The following is a 20,086-nucleotide window of genomic DNA, read 5'->3' as shown; positions in this document are numbered from 1 at the left end:
CTGATCCGGATCCGGTCCAGCGGCGACAGTCCCATTCTCACTCCGTGGCCCGTCGCCGAAGAGTCACGGGCAGTGAGTCTTCCGGCAGCGGGGTCGCGCTCATGTCCAGGGGCATGATGTAGTCCTGCGGGACTTCCCATTCGAAGCTGCGGAGCAGCTGGTGGAGGACCATTTTGATTTCGAGGCCGGCGAAGTGCTGGCCCAGGCATTTGTGGGGGCCGCCGCCGAAGGGGGCCCAGGCCATGCGGTGGCGTTTGTGTTCGGCGCGATCGTCGCTGAAGCGTTCCGGGTCGAATTCCTCTGGTTGGGACCAGATTTCGGGGCGGTGGTGGTTGGCCAGGGCGGGGACGACCACCATCGAACCTTCGGGGACGAAGTAGCCGCAGATCTCGGTGTCCTGCACGGCTACGCGGGGCTCGATCTGGATCGGCGTGCACAGGCGCGTCGTTTCCTTGAAGATCCAGTCCAATTCGGTGAGGTCGGCGAGTTCGTCGTAGCCGAGCTCGTGGGGCATGTCGAGGGAGCGGACGCGGGCGCGTTTCTGCCAGTCGGGGTACCTGGCCAGGTTGTAGACGATATTGGCGAGGGTGCCGGTGGTGGTGTCGTGGGCGGCGGCCAGGAGGAAGACCATGTGGTTCACGACGTCCTCGTCGGTGAAGCGTTCGCCGTCCTCACCGGTGGCGTGGCACAGCATCGACAGGAGGTCGGTGCCCTGCTGGTCGCGGGCGGCCGTGATCCGTTCGGTGAGGAACACTTCGAGGGTGCGACGGGCGCGCAGGCCCTTCCGCCAGCGGCTGCCGGGCAGCGATAGCCGCACCATCGCGCCGCCGGCGTGCAGGAGCGTCATGATGGCGCCGCTGATCCGGTCGGCCTCCGCGCGGGGCAGGCGCGCACCCATGAACACCTCGAGGGCGACGTCCAGGGTCAGCTGCTCCAAACACTTGTGCATGAGCACCGGGTTGCCCTCGGCCACACTGCCTTCCGGCAGCTCCGCGATATGGCGTTCCACGATGGCGTGCAGGGCTTCCAGGTGGGAATTGAGCGCCGAGCGGCCGAAGGCCTGCTGCATGATCGCGCGGTGCGCCTTGTGCTCGTCGAAATCGAGCATCAGCAGGCCGCGGTCGAAGAACGGCCCGTTGAGCGGCTTCCACGCGGGACCGTTGGCGAAGACCCGGTTCCGGTTCATCAAGACCTGCTGTGCCGCATCGGGACCGGCGGCGATGATCCACCGGCTGCCGAACATGTTCAGCACATGCACCGGGCCGTAGGTGTTCTCGTCCTCCCGGGCCGAGCCGTGCGGGTCGCGGCGCTGACGCCGCAGCTGCGTGATCCAGTTCGTGGCCGGCCCGCTGATCTGCCGAAGCTCGCTGCCCGCCGGTGGTGCCGCGACGAATTGTGTTCTGGGCAAGGCAAACCCCTCCTGCGTAACTGTCGACAAGGCCGAAAGTTACCCGCAGGGAAGGGGTCCACACCGCCGTTCGGCGTATTTTGCCGAATCCTCCTGCTTTTTAATGCAGATTGGCCACGACGTCCGCCGCGATCGCCTTCGCCGCGGCCTCCGAGGCGGCCGCGCCGTTCCAGTCGTTGACGACGACGTCCACGACGGCATTGCCCGAACGCAGGATGAGTCGGGCGTCGGAACGCCCCGGGATCGCCTTCGGACTACCACTGACCATGGCGGCCGACTGCACCTTCGACCCGAGTTCGGCGGGGGTGATCTCGACGGACTTCGACTCGTTGAGCTGCGGCAGATACACATCGGAAAGCGAGCTCTGGGCACGGCTGTACATCGACGGCGAGCCGGCGGCCATGCGCAGGACCACCTGGATGCTGACCGGATGGGTCACGGAATCGACCGTGGTCCAGCTCGGCGTGTGGGTGACCTCGTCGGGGTTGAGCGTCATCGTCGGGGTGCGCTTGCACTGCGCCCCCGGGGTGTACCGGCTCAGCAGCGCGGCGGACACCAGCGTGCACTCGTCGCTCGTGTCGTGATAGGTCGGCCCCGCGGCCGCCTCGTCGGAAGAGCCGGACGTGACGAGATATACAGCGCCGCCCGCGATCGCCACTGCCAGCACCACCGCCCCGGCGATCCACACCCGCTTGGACCGAGGCTGTCCCTGCCGCACCGGGGACATCACCGCACTCACCAACCCGCTCCGATCTAGAGAACTCAGCTGGTCAGAGAGATTACCGCACCGCAAGCCATCCGCTACACCCGGCAACCGGCACCTCGGATGTGAAACAGATTGACGGCCAAGCCAATTGATCGGCGGCGCGGCAACCCTGCCGCGACGGCGAATGCAACGGCGTCGCGCAATCCTCCATGCCGGATTCGAACATTCGCGGTACGGTGCCCCGGCGCTGGACAGCGCGGTCAGGAGGGAGGACTTGACCATGGCAGGTAGTGAGCACGCGGAAACCGAGGGTGAGCGACAGCCGGTGGGTCCCGGTGATTCGACGCAGACCACCGCCAAGCTCGTGGACCAGATCCGCGTCGAGCAGGAACCCGAAGGCCTCGTCATGTCCGCCGACGGCCGCCTGTACATCGCGAACTCCCGCTCCGGCTCGGTATCGGTGGTGACGACGCAGTGAATACGACGGGCCGGCGTGCGACCGCGGCAGCGACCAACAGACTCGCGTCACGCTGAGTTCCGCGCGGATCGTTCTCGACCATCGGCGGCGCACGATCCGCTCGGCATCTGCGCGGGCGGCGGGGACCCACCTGCTCGTCCCCTGAGACCGGCGCGCGACCTCGGCCCGTCCATGCCAGCGCCTTTGCTGGGCGGGGCGGGGCGGGGCGGGGCGGGGCGGCAAAGATAGGTATGTCATGGGTAGTTCTGCCGTCGCGGGCCGAGCCGTCAGCGATACAGGCTCGACAGTGACAGCGCAGGCACGAACTGGCGAGGATTCCAATGTTCGATCACAAGCCCGAGAGCCCACGACACGCCGGCGACCCCGCGGGGCGCCACAACGGCCCGACCTTGATGATTCGGCGCTGCCCCGACTGCACGACGTTGGTCGGGCCAATGACCAACACCTGCCCATCGTGCCGGTCCACCACCCTGGACTGGGTGCCTTCCTCGGGCACGGGGTCGATCGTGTCGTGGAAAGTGGCGCACCACCCGTCCAGCACCGGGACGTGGGAGCAGTCGACGGTCGGCATTGTCGAACTCGACGACGGCCCCTGGATCTACTCCACGATCGATGGCGAGCTCCCACCGACATCGGACCAGCCGATTCGCGTCCGATACGAACCCGACCCGCCCGAGGACCGATTCCCGGTCTTCACCCTCGACCCACAATCCGCGGACAGCGCCACCCCACCCGCGGAGGATCCGAACAGCCCACCGTCGACGACCCCGGCGGCGGCACACACCACCGATGCCCCGGAATGGGTTCGTTCATCGATCACGCACTGCGATTTCCTCGCGGCGACCAAGTCACTCGACACGAACGCCAAATCCGTGGTCGAGTTCGCCATCCGCCGCGCCCCCTCCGGCGGCGCCAGCGCCGGCGAAGTGCTCGTCGCCTTCGGTGTCACCCGCTGGCGATTCGTACAGATGATCCGCGAGGCCCTCGTCCAACGCCCCAGCGACACCCGTGACGCGCGAACACTCAAACGCAACCTGCTGGACTCGCTGTCCTGGGCATGGCACGCCTACCCCGACTCCTCGCCCGCTTACGTCCCCAGCTAGTACCGCGGCTACACCGGCCGACGATGTAGCAAAGCCAGATCAAGCCTCCGACAATCCGCATGGACCCACCGCCCCCGCGAAGCTCGTCGACCAGATCCGCGCCGAGCAGGAACCCGAAGGCCTCGTCATGGTCGCCGACGGCCGTCTGTATGTCGCGAACTCCCGCTCCGGCTCGGTATCGGTGGTGGCGACGAGCTGAGGCCTTCTCGTGTCCGGCACTGTGCTGGCATCAGCGCGCCACCGTCTCGGTACTCGGATACGACAAGAGCCGGGCTCGGCGATCTTGCCGAGCCCGGCTGGTGGTGGCGTCCTAACTCAGTAGACCCGGTCCGTCTGGTCGGGGATGACCGCGCCGGTGGTGTCGTCCTTCGCCGGGGCGCCGGTTCCGTCCGGGTTGGTGTAGCCCTTGGTGGAGCACGGGTACAGCGAGGTCTTCTGGACCTTGGGCTCGATGAACATGGGGTTGATCAGCCACTTGCCGTCGCCGTTGGAATACGCGGGGCACATCAGCTCGGTCTTGTTGCGGTTGATCACCAGGCGCAGGGCGGTCGCGTCGCGGACGAAGGTGGTGTCGGTGGTGGAGTCGCCCGCCGCGAAGACCTGGCGGGTGTCCTGGCGCTCCCACGCGGCCGGGCCGGTGACGCCGAAGACCCGCTCGTTGATGAAGCAGCGCTTGCCATCGAGGTAGGTGATCGCCTGATCGTCACCGGAACCGCCGCAGCCGACGGTGTGGTAGCTGCGCACGCCGTGATCCATGACGTTCTGGATTCCCACGATGTGATTGCGCTGCACACCCAGATGCGGCGCCCAGGCCTCGATCACGGCCTGCGGCGAGGCGGTGATCACCCAGACGTCGAAGCCCTCCTTCTGCAGGGTGCGGTAGAGGTCGGCCATCTGGTCGTAGTAGCGGACCCAGGCCACGACCTTCTTGGTGCCCACCATCTGCGTGGCGCCGACCGGGTTGGCGAGGTTCTCCGCACGGGCGGCCTCGGCGAACTTGGTCACGATCTCGTCGTTGTAGCCGGAGAGCAGGTTGTTCACCCACGCGTACGAGGCTTCCGTGCGGCGCTGATTCCAACCGGCGAACGCGGGCTTGCCGGTGGTCGTCGTGGTGTCGTTGTAGACCGTGTACAGCTCATCGGCGCACGCGGTGTTCGTGCTGGTCGGCAGCGGCTGCCCAGCGGCAACATCGGTCCCGCAAGCCTTGGACAGCGCGTCCGCCGCATCCTTCGTCAAATACGGACTGGTCTGCATCCAATCCTTGTTCGGCGGCTGCAACACCTTGTCATTCCGCAGGATCCAGAACGTGGTGGCATCGCCCGCGTCGTTCTTGATCGTGGTGTTGTCCCAGTCGAAGGTGGCAACCGGATGCTTGTCGCCGTGAACGGCCTTGTTGCACTTGCCATATTCATTGATCATCTGCTGCAACTTGGCGGCGTTGTCGCCATACCACTGCAGCGAACTGTCGAGCTGTGCACACTTATCGCTCGACGGAGCCGCGCTCGCCTGTGGCGCTCCCAGTGAGGCGAGGCCCAGCATGACCGCCAGCGCGAGGAGAAATCGTTTTGTCATGCGCGGCAGGCTAAGCACCACACCCCACCGCAAGCCGTCACCCACATGAATACTGGTCAGTTGTTCAGTTAACATTGTTCACGAAGGCCTGCCGACCCGGAACCCACTGCAGTCCGCCGGGTTTCGCATATCTGCGACCCCGTTGCCCTTCCCCGCGACAGACACCAGTCGACATGGGCCCAATAGACACACTTGCGCCCGGAGCCAGAGTCGATTGCCCTGAAGACCGCGACGTCTCCGACGAAAGCCCGTGCCAGAGAAATGAGGAAGGCCCAACGTCGCCGTCGGGCCTTCGTTCGAGTGGACCCGACGGACCAGCATACGAACCGGGCTGCTGGTCGACGGTCCTGGATCGCGACCAGGGCCATCGGGGGCTGAGGTCGCTGTGCTCGATCCTTAACCGCTGCTGCCTAGTGTCCTCGCCCACACGGCGGTCGTGTCCACGACGGCCAGGGAGGAAGGCAGCAGATGGCAGGCGAGAAAGGGGCGGTGCTGGTCACCGGTTCGTCCTCCGGACTGGGCCGGGCGGCGGCATTGCGCCTGGCCTCGAACGGATGGGTCGTCTTCGCGGGTGTGCGCACCGAGGAGAGCGCGGCGCGGCTGCGGCGCGACGCGGCCGGAACCGCACTGCGACCGGTCCAGCTGGATGTGACATCAGCGGATTCGATCTCGCTCGCGCGCAAGGAGATCGGTGAATCCATCGGCCCCGGCGGGCTGACGGGGCTGGTGAACAACGCGGGCACCTGCCTGGCCGCGCCGCTGGAATGCGCGGACATCGACGACTTCCGTGCCGAGCTCGAGGTCAATGTGGTCGGCGTGGCGGCGGTGACCCAGGCCTTCCTGCCCTTGCTGCGGGCCGCCGCCCCCGGCGGGAAGACCCCGATCCGGGGCCGGATCGTCATGATCGGTTCGGGCGTCGGGTGGGTCGCGCCGCCGTTCCTGGGAATGTACGCGGCCTCGCAGTTCGGTAAGCGGGGTATGTCCGATGCGTTGCGCCGGGAGCTGGCGCCGGCCGGTGTGACGGTCTCACAAGTGGAGCCGGGAGCGGTGCGCACACCGATCTGGGACAAGATCGCCGAACACGCCGAGGTGGCCACCGGACCCGAGCTGTACAGCACGGCGTTTCGGAAGTTCCTGTCGGAGAACAATTCCCGGGCCATGTCGAGCCGGACCAGCCCCGAGGAGGTGGCCCGCGCCGTGGAGCACGCGCTGACCGCGCGCCGGCCCCGGCTGCGCTACCGAGTCGGCCCCGACTCCGTGATGATGGGACCGGCGGTACGGCTCGTGCCCGAATGGCTGCTCGACCGGGCGGTCCTGAGAAATCTCGGTCTGACGACCGCCGTGCTCGCCGCCGAACACGAGTGACCGTGTCGACCCGATCCGCTCCCGGCATCTCCCACCGCAATCTCTCCGAGATTCCCGATCGAGATGCGTTCGATCGCCTGCTCGCCCGCATTCCCTGGCGCCCCGCGGTATTGGCCGAGCCGCCGTCCGGCAGCGGCCTCGCCCCGGTGCCGGGCGCACGGGGACTGCCGATCCTCGGCATGCTTCCGGCGTTCGTGCGCTACGGACCGGCGCTGCAACTGGCCATGTATCGGCGCTTCGGGCCGGTGTCGTGGTTCGGCGGCCTGGGCATCGAACTGGTGACAGCCGCGGGCGGGGACGCCGCGCACGCCGTGCTGACCAACCGGGACAAGGCGTTCGAGACCGGCTGGAACATGCTGGACCCGCTGTTCCTGGGCGGGCTGACCAGGATGGACGGTGACGAGCACCGCCGCCACCGCCGCATGAACCAGGCGGCGTTCACCGAGGCCGCCATCACGGGGTATCTCCGGCCGATGACGCGCGCGATCGCCGCGGAGATCTCCGGCTGGCCGGCCGATCGTCCGCTGTCCATGCGCGACACCAGCCGGGCGTTGTCCGCCGCCGTGTCATCGGCGCCTTTTCTGGCACAACCGAATTCGGCCGGCGGATTGGCGACGATGGCGGCGATTCAGCGTTTCGTCCACGCCCAGACGGCCGTGCTGCGCCTGCCGATTCCGGGCCTGACGTGGTGGTCCGGTCTGCGGGCCCGCCGCCATCTGCTCGACGTGTTCCGCCGGGCGGTGCCGGCGGCCCGCCGCCGCGACGGCGACGACTTCCTGTCGGTGCTCAGCCGTGCGACCGACGACGACGGCGTCGGGCTCACGGACGACGAGCTCGCGATGCACCTGCTGCACACACTGTTCGCCTCGCACGACACGACCGGGTCGGCGTTGACGGCGGCGGTCTATTTCCTGGGCAAGCACCCCGAGTGGCAGGACCGCTGTCGCGCGGAGGCGCTCGCGCGGGGCACGTCCGAGCTGGACGTGCCCATGCTGAAACGCCTGGAACTGCTGGATCGGGTCATCCGCGAGAGCATCCGCCTGGTCGTACCGTCACCGACGCAGCTGCGCCGCACGGTCACCGATACCGCCCTGGTGGGGCATTTCGTTCCGGCGGGCACGCTGGTAGCGGTATCGCCACTGGTCAATCACATGATGCCCGAGTACTGGACGGACCCCGACCACTTCGATCCCGACCGGTTCTCCCCGGAACGGAGGGAGGACCGCGGTCACCGCGCGGCCTGGATCCCGTTCGGGGGCGGGCATCACAAATGCATCGGCATGGATTTCGGACTGTTGAAGGTGGCGGCGGCCCTGGACGCGATGCTGCGCACCTTCGAATGGGAACTGCCCGCCGATTACGAGTTGTCCTGGTCGTACACCGAACTCGGTCCTCGCGACGGCCTGCCGGTGACCTTGCGACGGCGGCGGACCCGATGAACCGTCCGCCCTGCGACATCGACCGTCCGCTGAGCCATTCCGAACGCTGGTACTGGATCCTGGACGCGATCTCACCGCTGAACGTGGTCGCCTGGGTCACCATCGCGGGCCGCATGACACCGGAGCAGCTGAGCGCCGCCGCCACCGCGGTCGTCGCCGAACATCCGCTGCTACGGGTCGGCATCGCGGCCGACACCGAGGGCGCCAACCCGCGCTTCGTCCCGCTCTCCGAGCCCGCTCTGCCGATCCGGACCGTGGCGGCCGACCCCCGCGACACCACCGCCGCGGCTCGCGAAGTGGATGTCGTCGAACTGCGCACCCCGATCCCCGCCTCGGGAACGCTGGCCAGGCTGGTGGATGTCGTCAAAGCCGCTGGGACACCGCACGAATCGCATGAGCTGATCCTGACGATGTCGCACGTGATCTGCGACGGTACATCCATCCTGAGGTTGCTGCGCCGGCTTCTCGAGCGTGCGGCCGCCACGACCGCGCCGCCGAGATCGCGCCCGCCGGGACCGGCTGTCGACGACAGGCTCCCGGCAAGCACCCGCGGCCCGGCACGAATCGTCGCGTCCATGCTGGCGGATCAGCTGATCGCGGTCGGCGCGCGGCCGGTGCGCATGCCCGCCGAAGTCCCTGTCCCGGCCGGGAATCGGCGTACCCGCCTGCTCACCCGCGAGATCGGCGGGGAGGACCTGGCGGCGCTGATGTCGGCTTGCCGGGAGCACGGGGTCACCGTGCACGGCGCGATCACCGCGGCGCTGGTGACCGCGGTGGCCCAGGAGATCACGCCCGGACGCACGGTGCGGTTACCCGTCGGATCGCCGATCGACTTCCGATCCGAGATGGCCGTCGACGACGCGGAACTCGGAAGCTTCGTCGCCACGGTCCCCACCCATCCGAGAGTGGGGCCCGGGGTGGACTTCTGGGACACCGCACGCACCGTCATTCGTAACCTGAACCGCCGCAGACGATTCCGCCAGCACCTGACGGCCATAGCCGGTCTGCGGCTGCTGTGCCCGGATTCGGTGGCCCGCAGCGGCCGGGTCGTGGACCTGATCAACACCCGAGGCCCATGGAACGTGTGCGTCACCAATGTCGGCCGCCACGGGTTTCCGGACCGGGTGGGCGAATGGCGTTTGTCGGGAGCGCAATTCGCCGCCGGGATCTCCTGCATCGGACACCTCGTCAGCGCCGTCAATACCAGTCACGGTGTGCTGCGGTGGAATTCGACCTACGTCGAAGGTCTGATGTCGCCCTCGCGCGCCGGCCGGATAGTCGACGACGCCCTCGCCATGCTGCTGACGCGGGTCCGCACCCACGATGAGGAACACGCACATGACTGAAGTCGACGGGCGACTCGATGCCCGGGACGGAACCGAACGGGTCGTCCGGTACACCGGATTGACCGGCTACCAGCAGGATGTGGTGGCGGTCGGCGCACGGTATCCGGACCTCGCGGTCGTGCAGGGCGCGCTGTCCCTGCGTTTCCCCGGCAGCGCCGACATCGAGCGCCTGCGCTCATGCGTCGAACGCGCCCAGTGGCGCCACGACGCGTTGCGCCTGCGATTCGCGCAACGCGACGACGAATTCGTCCAATGGGTGGCCGACACCGTGGCCCCGCTCGAGGTCGTGGACTGTGCCCGGCCCGGCGAGAAGACGCGGTGGCCGCGACAAGCCACCGCCACGCCGCTGCGCCCGGACGGTCCGCTGGTGCGGTTCGCCGTGCTGACCGCCGAGGACGAGTGGGGCCTGTATTACCAGTATCACCACGCGGTCTCCGACGGGTGGGCGGCGAATCTACTCCTGGCGCAGGTGTGTTCGGAATACTTCGGCGCATCCGCCGACACCGTGCCCGCACCGAGCTACCTGGACTTCGCCGACCGCTGGTCCGAGTACCGTGATTCGGCGCGGTGGAGCGCGGATCACGCGGCGCTGTGGGACCGGATGTCCGGCCTCGAACCGGCACTGTTCACCCGCTCGGGCACACTGCGCGAGCGCCGTCGCCATCGGCACAGTCTGCGCGTCGAGCGAGCCGCCGTGGACCGGGTCCGCGCCACCGGTCACACCGTCTTCACGGTCGTCGCCGCGGCGGTCGCGGGCTATCTGCGCCGGGTGCACCGCGACGGCGACATCGTGCTCGGCATCGCGCTGCTCAACCGGCAGACCCGCGAGGAGTTGCGCACGATCGGCGATCTGGGCAATATCCTGCCGCTGCACATCCCGGTCGACGACTCGTCGCCGCTGCTGCGGGTCTGCGATGGAGTCGCCGCGGATGTGCTGGAACTGCAACGCCGACAACGGTATCCGTTCGGAGCACTGACGAGCGCTGTGCGAGCCGAAACGGGCTCCAACCCGACGCTGTTCGATGTCACGCTGTCCTACAACAGGATTCGGTCTGGCGAGCTCGACTCGATCCCGCACGAGGAAGACGTACTGTCCACCGGCTACTCGCTCGACGCGGTCAATATCGTCGTACGCGACTACGCGGGCACCGGGCGGCTGGAAGTCGACCTGTTCTACGCCGAGGACGTCTTCGACGACGACTTCCCGATCGCGACCGCGGCGGCGCACGTGCTGCGCCTGATCGACGCGTCGCTCACCGCGCCGGAGCAGCCGCTCGGCACGGTGCAGATCATGTCCGAGTCCGAACGCACTCGGTTGGCCTCGTTCGAGGGGCCGAACGCGGCCGCCTTCGACGACCACGCCACGCTCGACCGGCTGCTGACCCGACAGGCTGCGGCCACACCCGCCGCCCCGGCCCTGCGCTGGACGGAATCCGATGGCTCGCGGGCGGAATCGACCTACGCGGACTTCTTCGCACGAGTCCACGCCCTGGCCGCCCGGCTCCGGGCGCGCGGGGTTCGGGCGCAGGAGTTCGTGCCCGTGCTGCTGCCCCGCTCCCCCGAGTTGCTCATCGCCGTGCACGGCGTGCTCGCGGCGGGCGCGGCCTATGTTCCGGTCGATCCGCGCCTGCCGAGCGCCCGGATCACCACGATCCTCTCCGACTGTGGTGCGCGTTTCGCGGTCGGACACCCCGGCCTCGTCCCGGCGACGCCGGGCGTCGAACTGATCGACTGCGACTCCGGAAGATCCGCGGACGCGGTCGAAACAACAGTGTGCCCGACAGATTTGGCGTACATGATCTACACCTCCGGCTCCACCGGAACCCCCAAGGGAGCGATGATCGAGCATCGTTCGGTGGTCAACCGGCTGGCGTGGATGCAGCGGCGGTATCCGCTGACCCCCGGCGATGTCATCCTGCACAAGACTCCGGCGAGTTTCGATGTCTCGGTGTGGGAGCTGCTGTGGTGGGCGCAGGTCGGCGCGAGCGTCGCCGTGCTGCCCGACGGCGCCGAACGGGATCCGCGGGCGATCCTGCGGACCATCCAACGACATCACGTCACGGTCGCGCACTTCGTGCCGTCGATGCTCGGGCCGTTTCTGACCGAGCTCGAATCCACGGCGTCGGTGCCCGCGTCCCTGCGCCTGGTGTTCTGCAGCGGTGAGGCTTTGCCCCCCGCGCTGGTTCGCCGCTTCGGCGACCTGTGCACGGCCGCCGGGCGTGCGGACATCCTGCTGGTCAACCTGTACGGGCCGACCGAGGCCACCGTGGACGTGTCCTGGTTCGACATCCCCATGTCCGCCGCCCGCACGCTGCGGCGGGTCCCCATCGGCCGGCCGATCGACAATATCGCCCTCACGGTGTTGTCGGCGGACGGACACCGATGCCCGGTCGGCGTGCCCGGCGAGCTGAACATCGCGGGCGTCGGGGTCGGACGCGGGTACCACGGTCGGCCCGAGCTGACCGATGCCGCGTTCGTCCCGGACCCCGCGGCTCCGGGCGGAAGGCGCTATCGCACCGGCGATCTGGCGCGCTGGCTGCCCGACGGCACCCTGGAATACCTGGGGCGCCTCGATGATCAGGTCAAAGTGCGCGGCAACCGGGTGACGCTCGGTGAGGTGACCAATCATCTCGCCGACTGCCCGGGCGTGGAGCACTGCGTGGTGGTCGACGAACAGCGCGGCGGGGCAGCCGTACTCGTGGCGTATTACACCGGTCCTGCGACCGCGGCGCAGGCAGCCGCATTCCTGGCCGGGCGCCTACCGGCGTACATGGTGCCGTCGGAGTTCGTCGCACTGAGCGGTATTCCCTTGACCCGCAATGGAAAAGTGGATCGGCGCGCATTGCGTCGAGCACGCCGCGTGCATGCCCTGATGCCCGGCTCGGACTCCACACCGCTGTGTGGCGAGACCGAACTCGTCCTCGCCGAGGCATGGCAGGAGGTGCTGGGCGGCGAATTGCCGGGCAGGCACGACGACTTCTTCACCGTCGGCGGCGATTCCATCCTGGCGCTCGCCCTGCGCACCGCCGCCGAGCGCCGGGGCGTACGGCTCGACATCGACACGCTCTTCGCCAAGCCGACCATCGCCGATCTGGCGACCACGATCGGCGTGCCGGACGGGCCCGCAGCCCCGGAGCCGTTCGCACTGGTTCCGCTGCTCGACCGCGCATCGCTGGTCGGCGTGGAGGACGCGTTCCCGGCCGGAGCACTCGCGCTGGGCATGCTGTTCCACAGCGTGGAACGCACCGATTCGGCGCAGTACCACGACGTCTTCCATTACCGGTTCGCGATGCCGTGGCGGGAGAACGACTTTCGAGACGCCTGTGCGCGGTTGGTGGCGCGGCACCCGGCGCTGCGATCGACCTTCGATCTCACCGGCCGCTCGATCCCGCTGCAAGTGGTGCACCGGGATGTGCCCTTGGACCTGGAGGTCGAGACCAATGCCGACGCGGACTCCGTCGTCGCCCGGATGCGCGGGGCCCGTTACGATTTCGCAACCGCGCCCTTGCATCGGATGCGCGTCTGCGCACGGCCCGGCGAGGTGGAGCTGGTGTTCGCCTTCCATCACGCGATTCTCGACGGCTGGAGCGTAGCCGGACTGATCGCGGAGCTGGTCGCCGACTATCTGGGTACCCGCACCGTTCCCGATCGCTACTCGAGTTCGGTTCTCGCCGAACATATTCGAGCCGAGCAGGCGGCATGCGATACCCCCGCTGCCCGGCAGTTCTGGCTGGATGAACTGGCCGGGGTCCCGCCGACGCGCCTCGAGTCGAGCCGGGCGTACGAGCCACCGGAACCGATCGACGCCGCCACCACGGTCGCCCTCGTCCCCGCGTGGCTGCACGAGTGCGCCACCGACCTGGCCCACCGCCGGCACGTACCGGTGCGGGCACTGCTACTGGCGGCGCACTGCCTCGCACTGCGAGAGCTGGTGGGAATCGATGAGGTGACCACCGGTGTCGTCACCCACACCAGGCCGGGCCTGTCGGACGCGGACACCTGCGCGGGACTGTTCCTGAACACGGTCCCGTTGCGGCTGCCGCCCACGGGCGGCTCATGGTTCGACACCGTCGACGAGGTGGTCCGCCGGGAACGGCGTCAGCACCGGCACCGGCGCTACCCGATGCGGTCGATGCTCGCCGACCAGGGTGAGCCGCTCTTCGACGCCGTCTTCAACTACGTCGACTATCGAAGGGTCGCCGGGCAATTCGATACCTCGAGTGTCGAACTGCGCGACTTCGCCGCTCACGAGGAGACGAATTTCGCACTGCTGGTCTCGGCGCTGGTGGACCCGCGCGACGGCAGCCTGGCACTACACCTCGCCAGTGCCCGCGGGTCGCTGACCCGGTCGCAGCGGGAACGTTATGCGCGCCGATTCGTGGCGATCCTGACCGCGCTGGTCCGAACGCCGGACGCGCCCGCCGATCCGGCCGTCGCCGTCGGCGATGTGACCACGGCCGTGGAATCGATCGGTTGTGTGCGACCGGATCACCCCGCCCTGATCGAGACCGATGGGCAGTCGTCGTGGAGCTACCGCACCCTCACCGCGACGGCGGATCGGGTGGCCCGCAACCTCATTCGAGCCGGAGTGCGGCGCGGATCCCGGGTGGCGGTGCAGATGGACCGCGGCACCGGACTGATCGCGGTGCTGCTCGGGGTGCTGCGTGCGGGAGCGGCGGTCGTGCCGGTGGACCCCGCCTATCCGCCGGCCCGGCGCCAGGCCGTGCTGGCCGTCGCGCGCCCCCGCCTGGTGATCACCGACGATGCGACCGAGGCGGTCGAAGGATTCGAAATACGAGATCCGGCAGCCATATTGGTGACCACATCGCCCGAACGGCCGCTACCGCTGCCCCGGATCCGACCCGACGATATCGCCTACGTGCTGTTCACCTCGGGCTCGACCGGTGAACCGAAGGGTGTGGCGATGCCGCATCGCGGTCTCGCGAACCTGATCGAGTGGCAGAATCGCCGTCCCAGCGGAGCGGTCGGCGAGGTCACCGCGCAATTCGCGCCGATCGGCTTCGATGTGGCTTTCCAGGAGATCTTCGCCACGCTGGTCGGCGGGGGCACGCTGCGACTGCTGTCGGAGCGGCATCGCCGCGATCCCGGCGTGCTGCTGGCGGCCGTCCGGGAATCCGGTGTGCGGCGGCTGTTCCTGCCCTTCGTGGCCTTGCAGGCGCTGGCCGAGTCCGCCACCGCCACCGGCGCCTACCCCGATAGCCTGACCGCGCTGATCTCCTCCGGCGAGCAGTTGCGGATCACCGACGAGATCCGGTCGCTGTGCGCCGCCGTGCCCGGCTTGACGCTGGAGAACCAATACGGCCCCACTGAAACGCATGTCGCCGTGGCCGAGCCGATGGCCGTTGCGGCACGGGAACTTCCACTGTTGCCTGTCATCGGCACTCCGATCGCGAAGACCGGCGTGCGGTTGCTGGACCCGCTGCTGCGCCCGGTCCGGCCGGGCACGGTCGGTGAGATCTATGTGACCGGTGACTGTCTGGCACAGGGTTATGAGCGCAGACCGCAGCTGACCGCGCTGCGTTTCATCGCTGACGAGGGCGGCCGAATCCGGTACCGCACCGGCGATCTCGGCGTCGAACTGCCCGATGGCCGATTGCGCTGGCTGGGCCGCGACGACACCCAGGTGAAGGTGCGCGGCTTCCGGGTCGAATGCGCCGAGGTGGAGAACGCGATCCGTGCGCTGCCATCGGGTTCGGCGGTGCGCGAGGTCGCCGTCGTCGCGCTGCCGCGGCGGGGAGCCGATTCCCTGCTCGCGGCCTTCCTGTCCGGGCATCCCGATCATGTGCGGCCCGAGGAGGTGCTGGGTCGCTTGCGCGGCGTACTGCCCGCGTACATGGTGCCCACCCGGGTCTATCGGCTGGACTCCCTGCCGATGACGCCGAGCGGGAAACGCGACGACGCGGCACTACGCGCGATGGCCGCCGCCGCGAGCACCGCCGCGCCGGCCGGACAGGGTCGTGCCCCCGCGGACGCCGAGGAGCGCGCCATGGCCGCGATCCTGGCCGAATGTGCCGGTACCGGCGAATTCGCGGCCGATACCGACTTTTTCGATGCCGGCGGAACGTCGATCGGCGCGATGCGGGTCATGCTCACCGTGGCCAAGCGATGGGGCGTCCACGTCCCGCTCGAAACCTTCGCCGCCGCGCCCACGGCCGCCGCACTGGCCGTGCTCGTGCGCTCGGGCGACATCGGCGCGGTGTACGACCCGTTGGTCCCGCTGCGTACGGGCGGTTCGGGCGCACCGCTGTTCCTGGTCCACCCGATCGGCGGGTCGGTGCTGTGCTACCTGGATCTCGCCCGCCTGCTGCCCGGGGACCGGCCGGTCTACGGATTGCGCGCCGCGGGCGCCGAGCCGGGCACCGAGCCGGTGACCACCGTCGAGGGGCTGGCCGCCGCGTATCTGGCGGCGATCCGCCGTATCCGGCCGGAGGGCCCGTATCTGCTGGCGGGCTGGTCCTTCGGCGGCCACGTCGCCTTCGAGATGGCCCGGCAACTGCCCGCGGACTGCGAGGCGCGCGTCGTCCTGCTCGACACCATGACGCTGGCGGACAACGCCACCGCGATCAGCGAGCGCGACCGGATCGCGTGGTTCTTCGGTGAACTGCTCTGGCACGCGGACGGGAACCTGACCGAGCTCGAACTGCCCGCCGCCACCGACGACGAGCTGTTCGACGCCCTGCTGGCGCAAACCATCACGGCCGGAATCATCTCCGAACACGGTGCTGAGCAACTGATCCGCCGGCTGTACTCGGTGTTCTGCGCGAACTTCGACGCGATGGTCGGCTACCGGCCCGCTCCGCTGGACCGCGATCTGGTGCTGATGCGCGCGCACGGCGAGATGCCCACGGTGCTGGCCGCCGTACACCGGCAGACCGGCAGCAGCTTCCACGATCCCGCCAACGGCTGGCGGCCGCTGGCCCGCGACGCCTTCGAGGTGATCGAAATTCCCGGCGACCACCTGTCGATGATGCGGCCTCCGCACGTCGCCGAGGTGGCCGCACTGCTCGACCACGCACTCGACCGGGTGCCGATGAAAGGACAACACCGATGAACCGCGACATTCGCTCGGAACTGACACGGATGCTGAGTGAGGAGATGTCGATCGCGCCGGAACGGGTACACGACGACGCCGGCCTGATCGCGGACCTCGGGTTCGATTCGATCGCCTTCACCATGGGCGTCGTGGCCATCGAGGAACGACTCGGGGTCGTCGTCAGCACCGAAGGACTGCTCGGCTGCCGGACCTTCGGCGACCTCGTCGCGATCGTCGAAGCCGCGGGAATCCCGGCATGAGCCGGCCCGGTGCGGCCGAGCCGCTGTCGGCGCTGGCCTCGACACCGGAGCAGCATGCCTTCGCCGAGGCACTCGACGTGGCCTTCGCCGAGAAGACGCAGCTGCTTGCCGACGAGGCCGAAACGGCGCGGACATTCCCCCGCCGGGTCGTGGAGATCCTGGCGGAGTCCGGCGTGTTCGACATGAAATGGAACGGCGCACAGCGGCATACACCGGCACACGGTGAGCTTTACCACCTGCTGGCCTTCGCTGAACGGCTCGGTCGGCTGGGCTCGGCCGGCGTCGCGGCCGGGGTGAGCCTGCACGATTCCTCGATCGCCATCCTGCGCCGCTTCGGCCGCTCGGACTACCTCACGCGACTCGCCGACGACGCGATCGAGGGACGCACGCTGCTGTGCATCGGCGCGACCGAGAACGACGGCGGATCGGATCTGCAGGGCGTGACGTCCACCGCCACCGCCGAGAACGGCGGCTATCGACTGATCGGGCACAAGAAGTTCCTGTCCCTGTCGCCGGTCGCCGACGCCGCGATCCTGGTGGTCCGAGTCCCCGGGAACGCCACCGGTTCCGGGCTCGGCGATCTGGCACTGTTCGCCGTGCCGATCGAGCGGCTCGAAGTGGGACCGATCTACGCGAAGGTCGGTGCGCACGGCTTCGTCACCGCGCCCATCACCATCGACACCTGGCTGCCCGCGGATCATCTGATCGCCCGTCCTGGCACCGGAATGGCCGCGCTCACCTGGGGAATCAGCCATGAGCGACTATCCATCGCGGGCCAGGTGCTCGGCGCGTGCGACAACGCGCTGGGGCTGACCGTGGCGAGGATGAAACGCCGGCGGCAATTCGGCGTGCCGCTGCTCGAGCATCAGGCCCTGCGCCTGCGCGTCGCCGATCTGGACGCACGAGTCGGCATGCTGCGGTGGGCATTACGCGGTCTGGCGCTCAGCGGTGCGCGGCTGGACGCCCGCACCGCGGCCGCCATGAAGGTCACCGCGGCCCGGCTCGGGTCCGAAGTGGTCTCGGAATGCATGCACATCTTCGGCGGCACCGGCTATCTCACCGAGCAGTCACCGCTGGGGCAGTGGTGGTGCGACATGAAGCTGGCCCGAGTCGGCGGCGGCACCGACGAGGTGCTGTGGGAATTGGTCGCGGCGGGCCTGGTGCCCGACCACGACCGCTACGACCGGCTGATCCACGAGTGAGTGACGAGACATGAGCAGATTCACCGACGACCTGCTGCGGCCATCCGCCACGGCCGGCCTGGTATGCGGCGACCCCGATCGGCTGCGGCGGTTGCCCTGGAACGAGATTCACCATGCCGCCAGGCGCACCGCGGGCGGCATGGCCCGATGCGGAGTGGTCCCGAACTCGGCAGTGGCCGTCCTGGCCGGTGATCCGGGCGAGGTCGCACGGGTCGCGCAGGCGTGCTGGCTGCGCGGGGCCTCGGTCACCATGCTGCATCCGCCCACACCCCGCACCGATCTCGAGGAGTGGGCGCGAGCCACCGTCCGAGTGCTGGAGACGATCGGAGCGAGTCTGCTCGTCATCGGCGATCCCTACCCCTCGGAACTGGCGAACGCCCTTGCGGGATTTCCGATCACGACCGTTTCCGAACTCGCCGACGCGGCGGAGATCGAACCGGTGCACCCGGATGAGGACTCGGTCGCGCTGCTGCAATTGACCGCGGGCTCCACCGGCGCGCCGAAGGCGGTGGCCATCACCCACCGCAATCTCCACGCGGGCACGGCGGCCCTCACCGATGCCTTCGAGCTGCGGCCCGACCGGGATGTCGTCGTGATGTGGCTGCCGCTGTACCACGACATGGGCATGATCAGCTTGATGACGACCATGCGATACGGCGTGCCCGCGGTCTTCGTCACACCCCTGGATTTCCTGCGCCGGCCGCTGCTGCTGTTGGAGCTGATCAGTACGTACCGGGGCACGTGCACCACCGGCCCGGACTTCTCCTACGCCATCCTGTCCCGACGCCTGCGGGCCGCGGCCGACGGGGCCTACGACCTGTCGAGCCTGCGGGTCGTCGTCAACGGCGCCGAACCCATCGATCCAGAAGTCGTCGACGAGTTCACCACGCAGGCCGCGCGATTCGGGATGGCGGCCTCGGCCATCACGCCCGCCTACGGAATGGCGGAGGCCACCCTGCTGGTGTCGCTGTCCCGCGGCCGCGGAATGCTCACCGACACCATCGATCCGGTGGCAGTCGAGCATCACGCACTCGCCGAACCCGCGCCGGCTCCGGGCCGGCGCCTGGTTCGTCTCGGAAATCCTTACGCCGCCATGGAATTACGCATCGTCGATGCCGCCGGTGCGACCTTGCCCGCCCGCTCGGTCGGCGAGATCCGGATTCGCGGGGCGGCCGTCGCCGACCACTACCTCACCCCGGAGGGCAAGGTCCCGGCCCGCGACGACGACGGCTGGCTGGCCACCGGGGATCTCGGCTACCGCACCGAGGACGGCGACCTCGTCGTCTGCGGCCGCGCCAAGGAGATCATCATCATCGCCGGACGCAATATCTACCCCACCGACATCGAGCGGATCTGCGCCGCGGTACCCGGCGTGCGCGCGGGCAACGTCGTGGCGGTGCGGACCGGAACCGCGACGGGCGGTGAGGGTTTCGTCGTGATCGCCGAATCCGCCCGGGCCGGATCCGAACCGTTCGATGGGGCGCTCATCGCCGAACTGTGCGCGGACATCGCCACCGCGATCCAGCACCGCCTGGGTGTCACACCGCGGTGGGTCGAGGTGGTGCCGCCCGGCACACTGCCCAAGACCTCATCGGGCAAGCTGCGCCGAACTGCCGCGGCGGGCCTGCTCGGCACTAACCCCGGGCTAACCGCCGGACGATAGCGTCGCGCCATGTCCCGAGCACTACGTGTCATCGTCGCCGGCGCCGGTATCGCGGGCCTGTCCACCGCGGCAGCTCTGCATCGCCGCGGAATCGAGGTCGAAATCCTCGAATCCGCCCCGCGACTGCGGGCATCCGGCTCCGGAATCGGAGTGGCCTGCAACGCGGTCGCGGCGCTCGCGACGCTCGGCGTCGACCCGATGGCGGCAGGCCTGGGCCGGCCGATGGACCGTTTCGTGCTCCGCACCGCACAAGGCAGGCCGATCCGCACGGTGGACTACCGCGACATCGCCGCCGAACTCGGATATCCGCTGGTGAACATGCATCGCGGCGAACTGCTTTCGGGTCTGCGCGCGGCGGCGCCCGAGGTGCCGATCCGATTCGGCGCGGAGGTGAAGGGCTTCGACATCACCGCGCACGGCGTACGTGTGACCTGCGCCGACGGATACGCCACCGAGGCAGAAGCACTGGTGGGCGCGGACGGCATCCGAT

Annotated in this window: 13 protein-coding genes; 10 read left to right on the top strand and 3 right to left on the bottom strand. The window is 68.8% G+C overall.

Going from position 1 to position 20,086, the window contains the following annotated elements; translation table 11 throughout:
* Positions 1 to 37 precede the first annotated feature (37 nt).
* Positions 38 to 1,408: a cytochrome P450 gene (locus ACFV4K_RS20815; RefSeq protein WP_379276922.1), complete on the bottom strand. Its 1,371-nt coding sequence runs from the start codon at positions 1,406 to 1,408 to the stop codon at positions 38 to 40.
* 100 nt (positions 1,409 to 1,508) lie between these two features.
* Entirely contained in the window at positions 1,509 to 2,147 is a 639-nt protein-coding gene (locus ACFV4K_RS20810; RefSeq protein WP_379276919.1) for a hypothetical protein, read from the bottom strand.
* A 247-nt stretch (positions 2,148 to 2,394) separates the two neighbouring features.
* Here ACFV4K_RS20810 and ACFV4K_RS20805 point away from each other — a divergent pair, with 247 nt between their 5' ends.
* Together ACFV4K_RS20805 and ACFV4K_RS20800 are read left to right on the top strand one after the other, a co-directional pair.
* Positions 2,395 to 2,592, top strand: coding sequence for a YncE family protein (locus ACFV4K_RS20805; protein ID WP_379276917.1), 198 nt, complete (start codon positions 2,395 to 2,397; stop codon positions 2,590 to 2,592).
* A gap of 320 nt (positions 2,593 to 2,912) precedes the next feature.
* On the top strand, positions 2,913 to 3,695 hold the full coding sequence (locus ACFV4K_RS20800; RefSeq protein WP_379276915.1) for a Zn-ribbon domain-containing OB-fold protein: 783 nt from the start codon (positions 2,913 to 2,915) through the stop codon (positions 3,693 to 3,695).
* 315 nt (positions 3,696 to 4,010) lie between these two features.
* Here the strand turns inward: ACFV4K_RS20800 and ACFV4K_RS20795 are convergent, their stop codons facing one another.
* The gene (locus ACFV4K_RS20795) at positions 4,011 to 5,267 is read right to left on the bottom strand and encodes a haloacid dehalogenase-like hydrolase (RefSeq protein WP_379276914.1); all 1,257 of its coding nucleotides are present in this window, start codon (positions 5,265 to 5,267) and stop codon (positions 4,011 to 4,013) included.
* 468 nt (positions 5,268 to 5,735) lie between these two features.
* On the opposite strand from ACFV4K_RS20795, the gene ACFV4K_RS20790 reads away from it, so the two are divergent.
* The 8 genes from ACFV4K_RS20790 to ACFV4K_RS20755 form a co-directional block, all read left to right on the top strand.
* Positions 5,736 to 6,632: an SDR family oxidoreductase gene (locus tag ACFV4K_RS20790; protein WP_379276912.1), complete on the top strand. Its 897-nt coding sequence runs from the start codon at positions 5,736 to 5,738 to the stop codon at positions 6,630 to 6,632.
* A 2-nt stretch (positions 6,633 to 6,634) separates the two neighbouring features.
* Positions 6,635 to 8,071 (top strand): cytochrome P450, encoded by a 1,437-nt coding sequence (locus ACFV4K_RS20785; RefSeq protein WP_379276910.1) that lies wholly within the window; start codon positions 6,635 to 6,637, stop codon positions 8,069 to 8,071.
* Positions 8,068 to 9,417 carry a hypothetical protein gene (locus ACFV4K_RS20780; protein ID WP_379276908.1) on the top strand — a complete coding sequence of 450 codons (1,350 nt, stop codon included), beginning with the start codon at positions 8,068 to 8,070 and terminating at the stop codon, positions 9,415 to 9,417. The genes ACFV4K_RS20785 and ACFV4K_RS20780 overlap by 4 nt, the downstream gene beginning before the upstream one ends.
* The gene (locus tag ACFV4K_RS20775; RefSeq protein WP_379276906.1) at positions 9,410 to 16,489 is read left to right on the top strand and encodes an amino acid adenylation domain-containing protein; all 7,080 of its coding nucleotides are present in this window, start codon (positions 9,410 to 9,412) and stop codon (positions 16,487 to 16,489) included. The genes ACFV4K_RS20780 and ACFV4K_RS20775 overlap by 8 nt, the downstream gene beginning before the upstream one ends.
* Entirely contained in the window at positions 16,486 to 16,731 is a 246-nt protein-coding gene (locus ACFV4K_RS20770) for an acyl carrier protein (protein ID WP_379276904.1), read from the top strand. Before ACFV4K_RS20775 ends, ACFV4K_RS20770 begins: the two co-directional genes overlap by 4 nt.
* Positions 16,732 to 16,754: 23 nt before the next feature.
* Positions 16,755 to 17,933, top strand: coding sequence for an acyl-CoA dehydrogenase family protein (locus ACFV4K_RS20765; protein WP_379276942.1), 1,179 nt, complete (start codon positions 16,755 to 16,757; stop codon positions 17,931 to 17,933).
* Between the two features lie 10 nt (positions 17,934 to 17,943).
* Positions 17,944 to 19,596: a long-chain-fatty-acid--CoA ligase gene (locus tag ACFV4K_RS20760; RefSeq protein ID WP_379276903.1), complete on the top strand. Its 1,653-nt coding sequence runs from the start codon at positions 17,944 to 17,946 to the stop codon at positions 19,594 to 19,596.
* 9 nt (positions 19,597 to 19,605) lie between these two features.
* On the top strand, positions 19,606 to 20,086 hold a 481-nt coding region (locus ACFV4K_RS20755), incomplete at its 3' end, for an FAD-dependent oxidoreductase (RefSeq protein ID WP_379276901.1).

Source organism: Nocardia sp. NPDC059764 (assembly GCF_042732555.1).
Classification (GTDB): Bacteria; Actinomycetota; Actinomycetes; order Mycobacteriales; family Mycobacteriaceae; genus Nocardia.
This window is presented reverse-complemented; position numbering and strand designations above follow the sequence as displayed.

Bases quoted from the DNA above. Each gene is read 5' to 3' on its own strand.
- ACFV4K_RS20760 (WP_379276903.1), top strand. From the start codon at position 17,944: ATGAGCAGATTCACCGACGACCTGCTGCGGCCATCCGCCACGGCCGGC.
- ACFV4K_RS20800 (WP_379276915.1), top strand. From the start codon at position 2,913: ATGTTCGATCACAAGCCCGAGAGCCCACGACACGCCGGCGACCCCGCG.
- ACFV4K_RS20770 (WP_379276904.1), top strand. From the start codon at position 16,486: ATGAACCGCGACATTCGCTCGGAACTGACACGGATGCTGAGTGAGGAG.
- ACFV4K_RS20775 (WP_379276906.1), top strand. From the start codon at position 9,410: ATGACTGAAGTCGACGGGCGACTCGATGCCCGGGACGGAACCGAACGG.
- ACFV4K_RS20780 (WP_379276908.1), top strand. From the start codon at position 8,068: ATGAACCGTCCGCCCTGCGACATCGACCGTCCGCTGAGCCATTCCGAA.
- ACFV4K_RS20790 (WP_379276912.1), top strand. From the start codon at position 5,736: ATGGCAGGCGAGAAAGGGGCGGTGCTGGTCACCGGTTCGTCCTCCGGA.
- ACFV4K_RS20795 (WP_379276914.1), bottom strand. From the start codon at position 5,267: ATGACAAAACGATTTCTCCTCGCGCTGGCGGTCATGCTGGGCCTCGCC.
- ACFV4K_RS20805 (WP_379276917.1), top strand. From the start codon at position 2,395: ATGGCAGGTAGTGAGCACGCGGAAACCGAGGGTGAGCGACAGCCGGTG.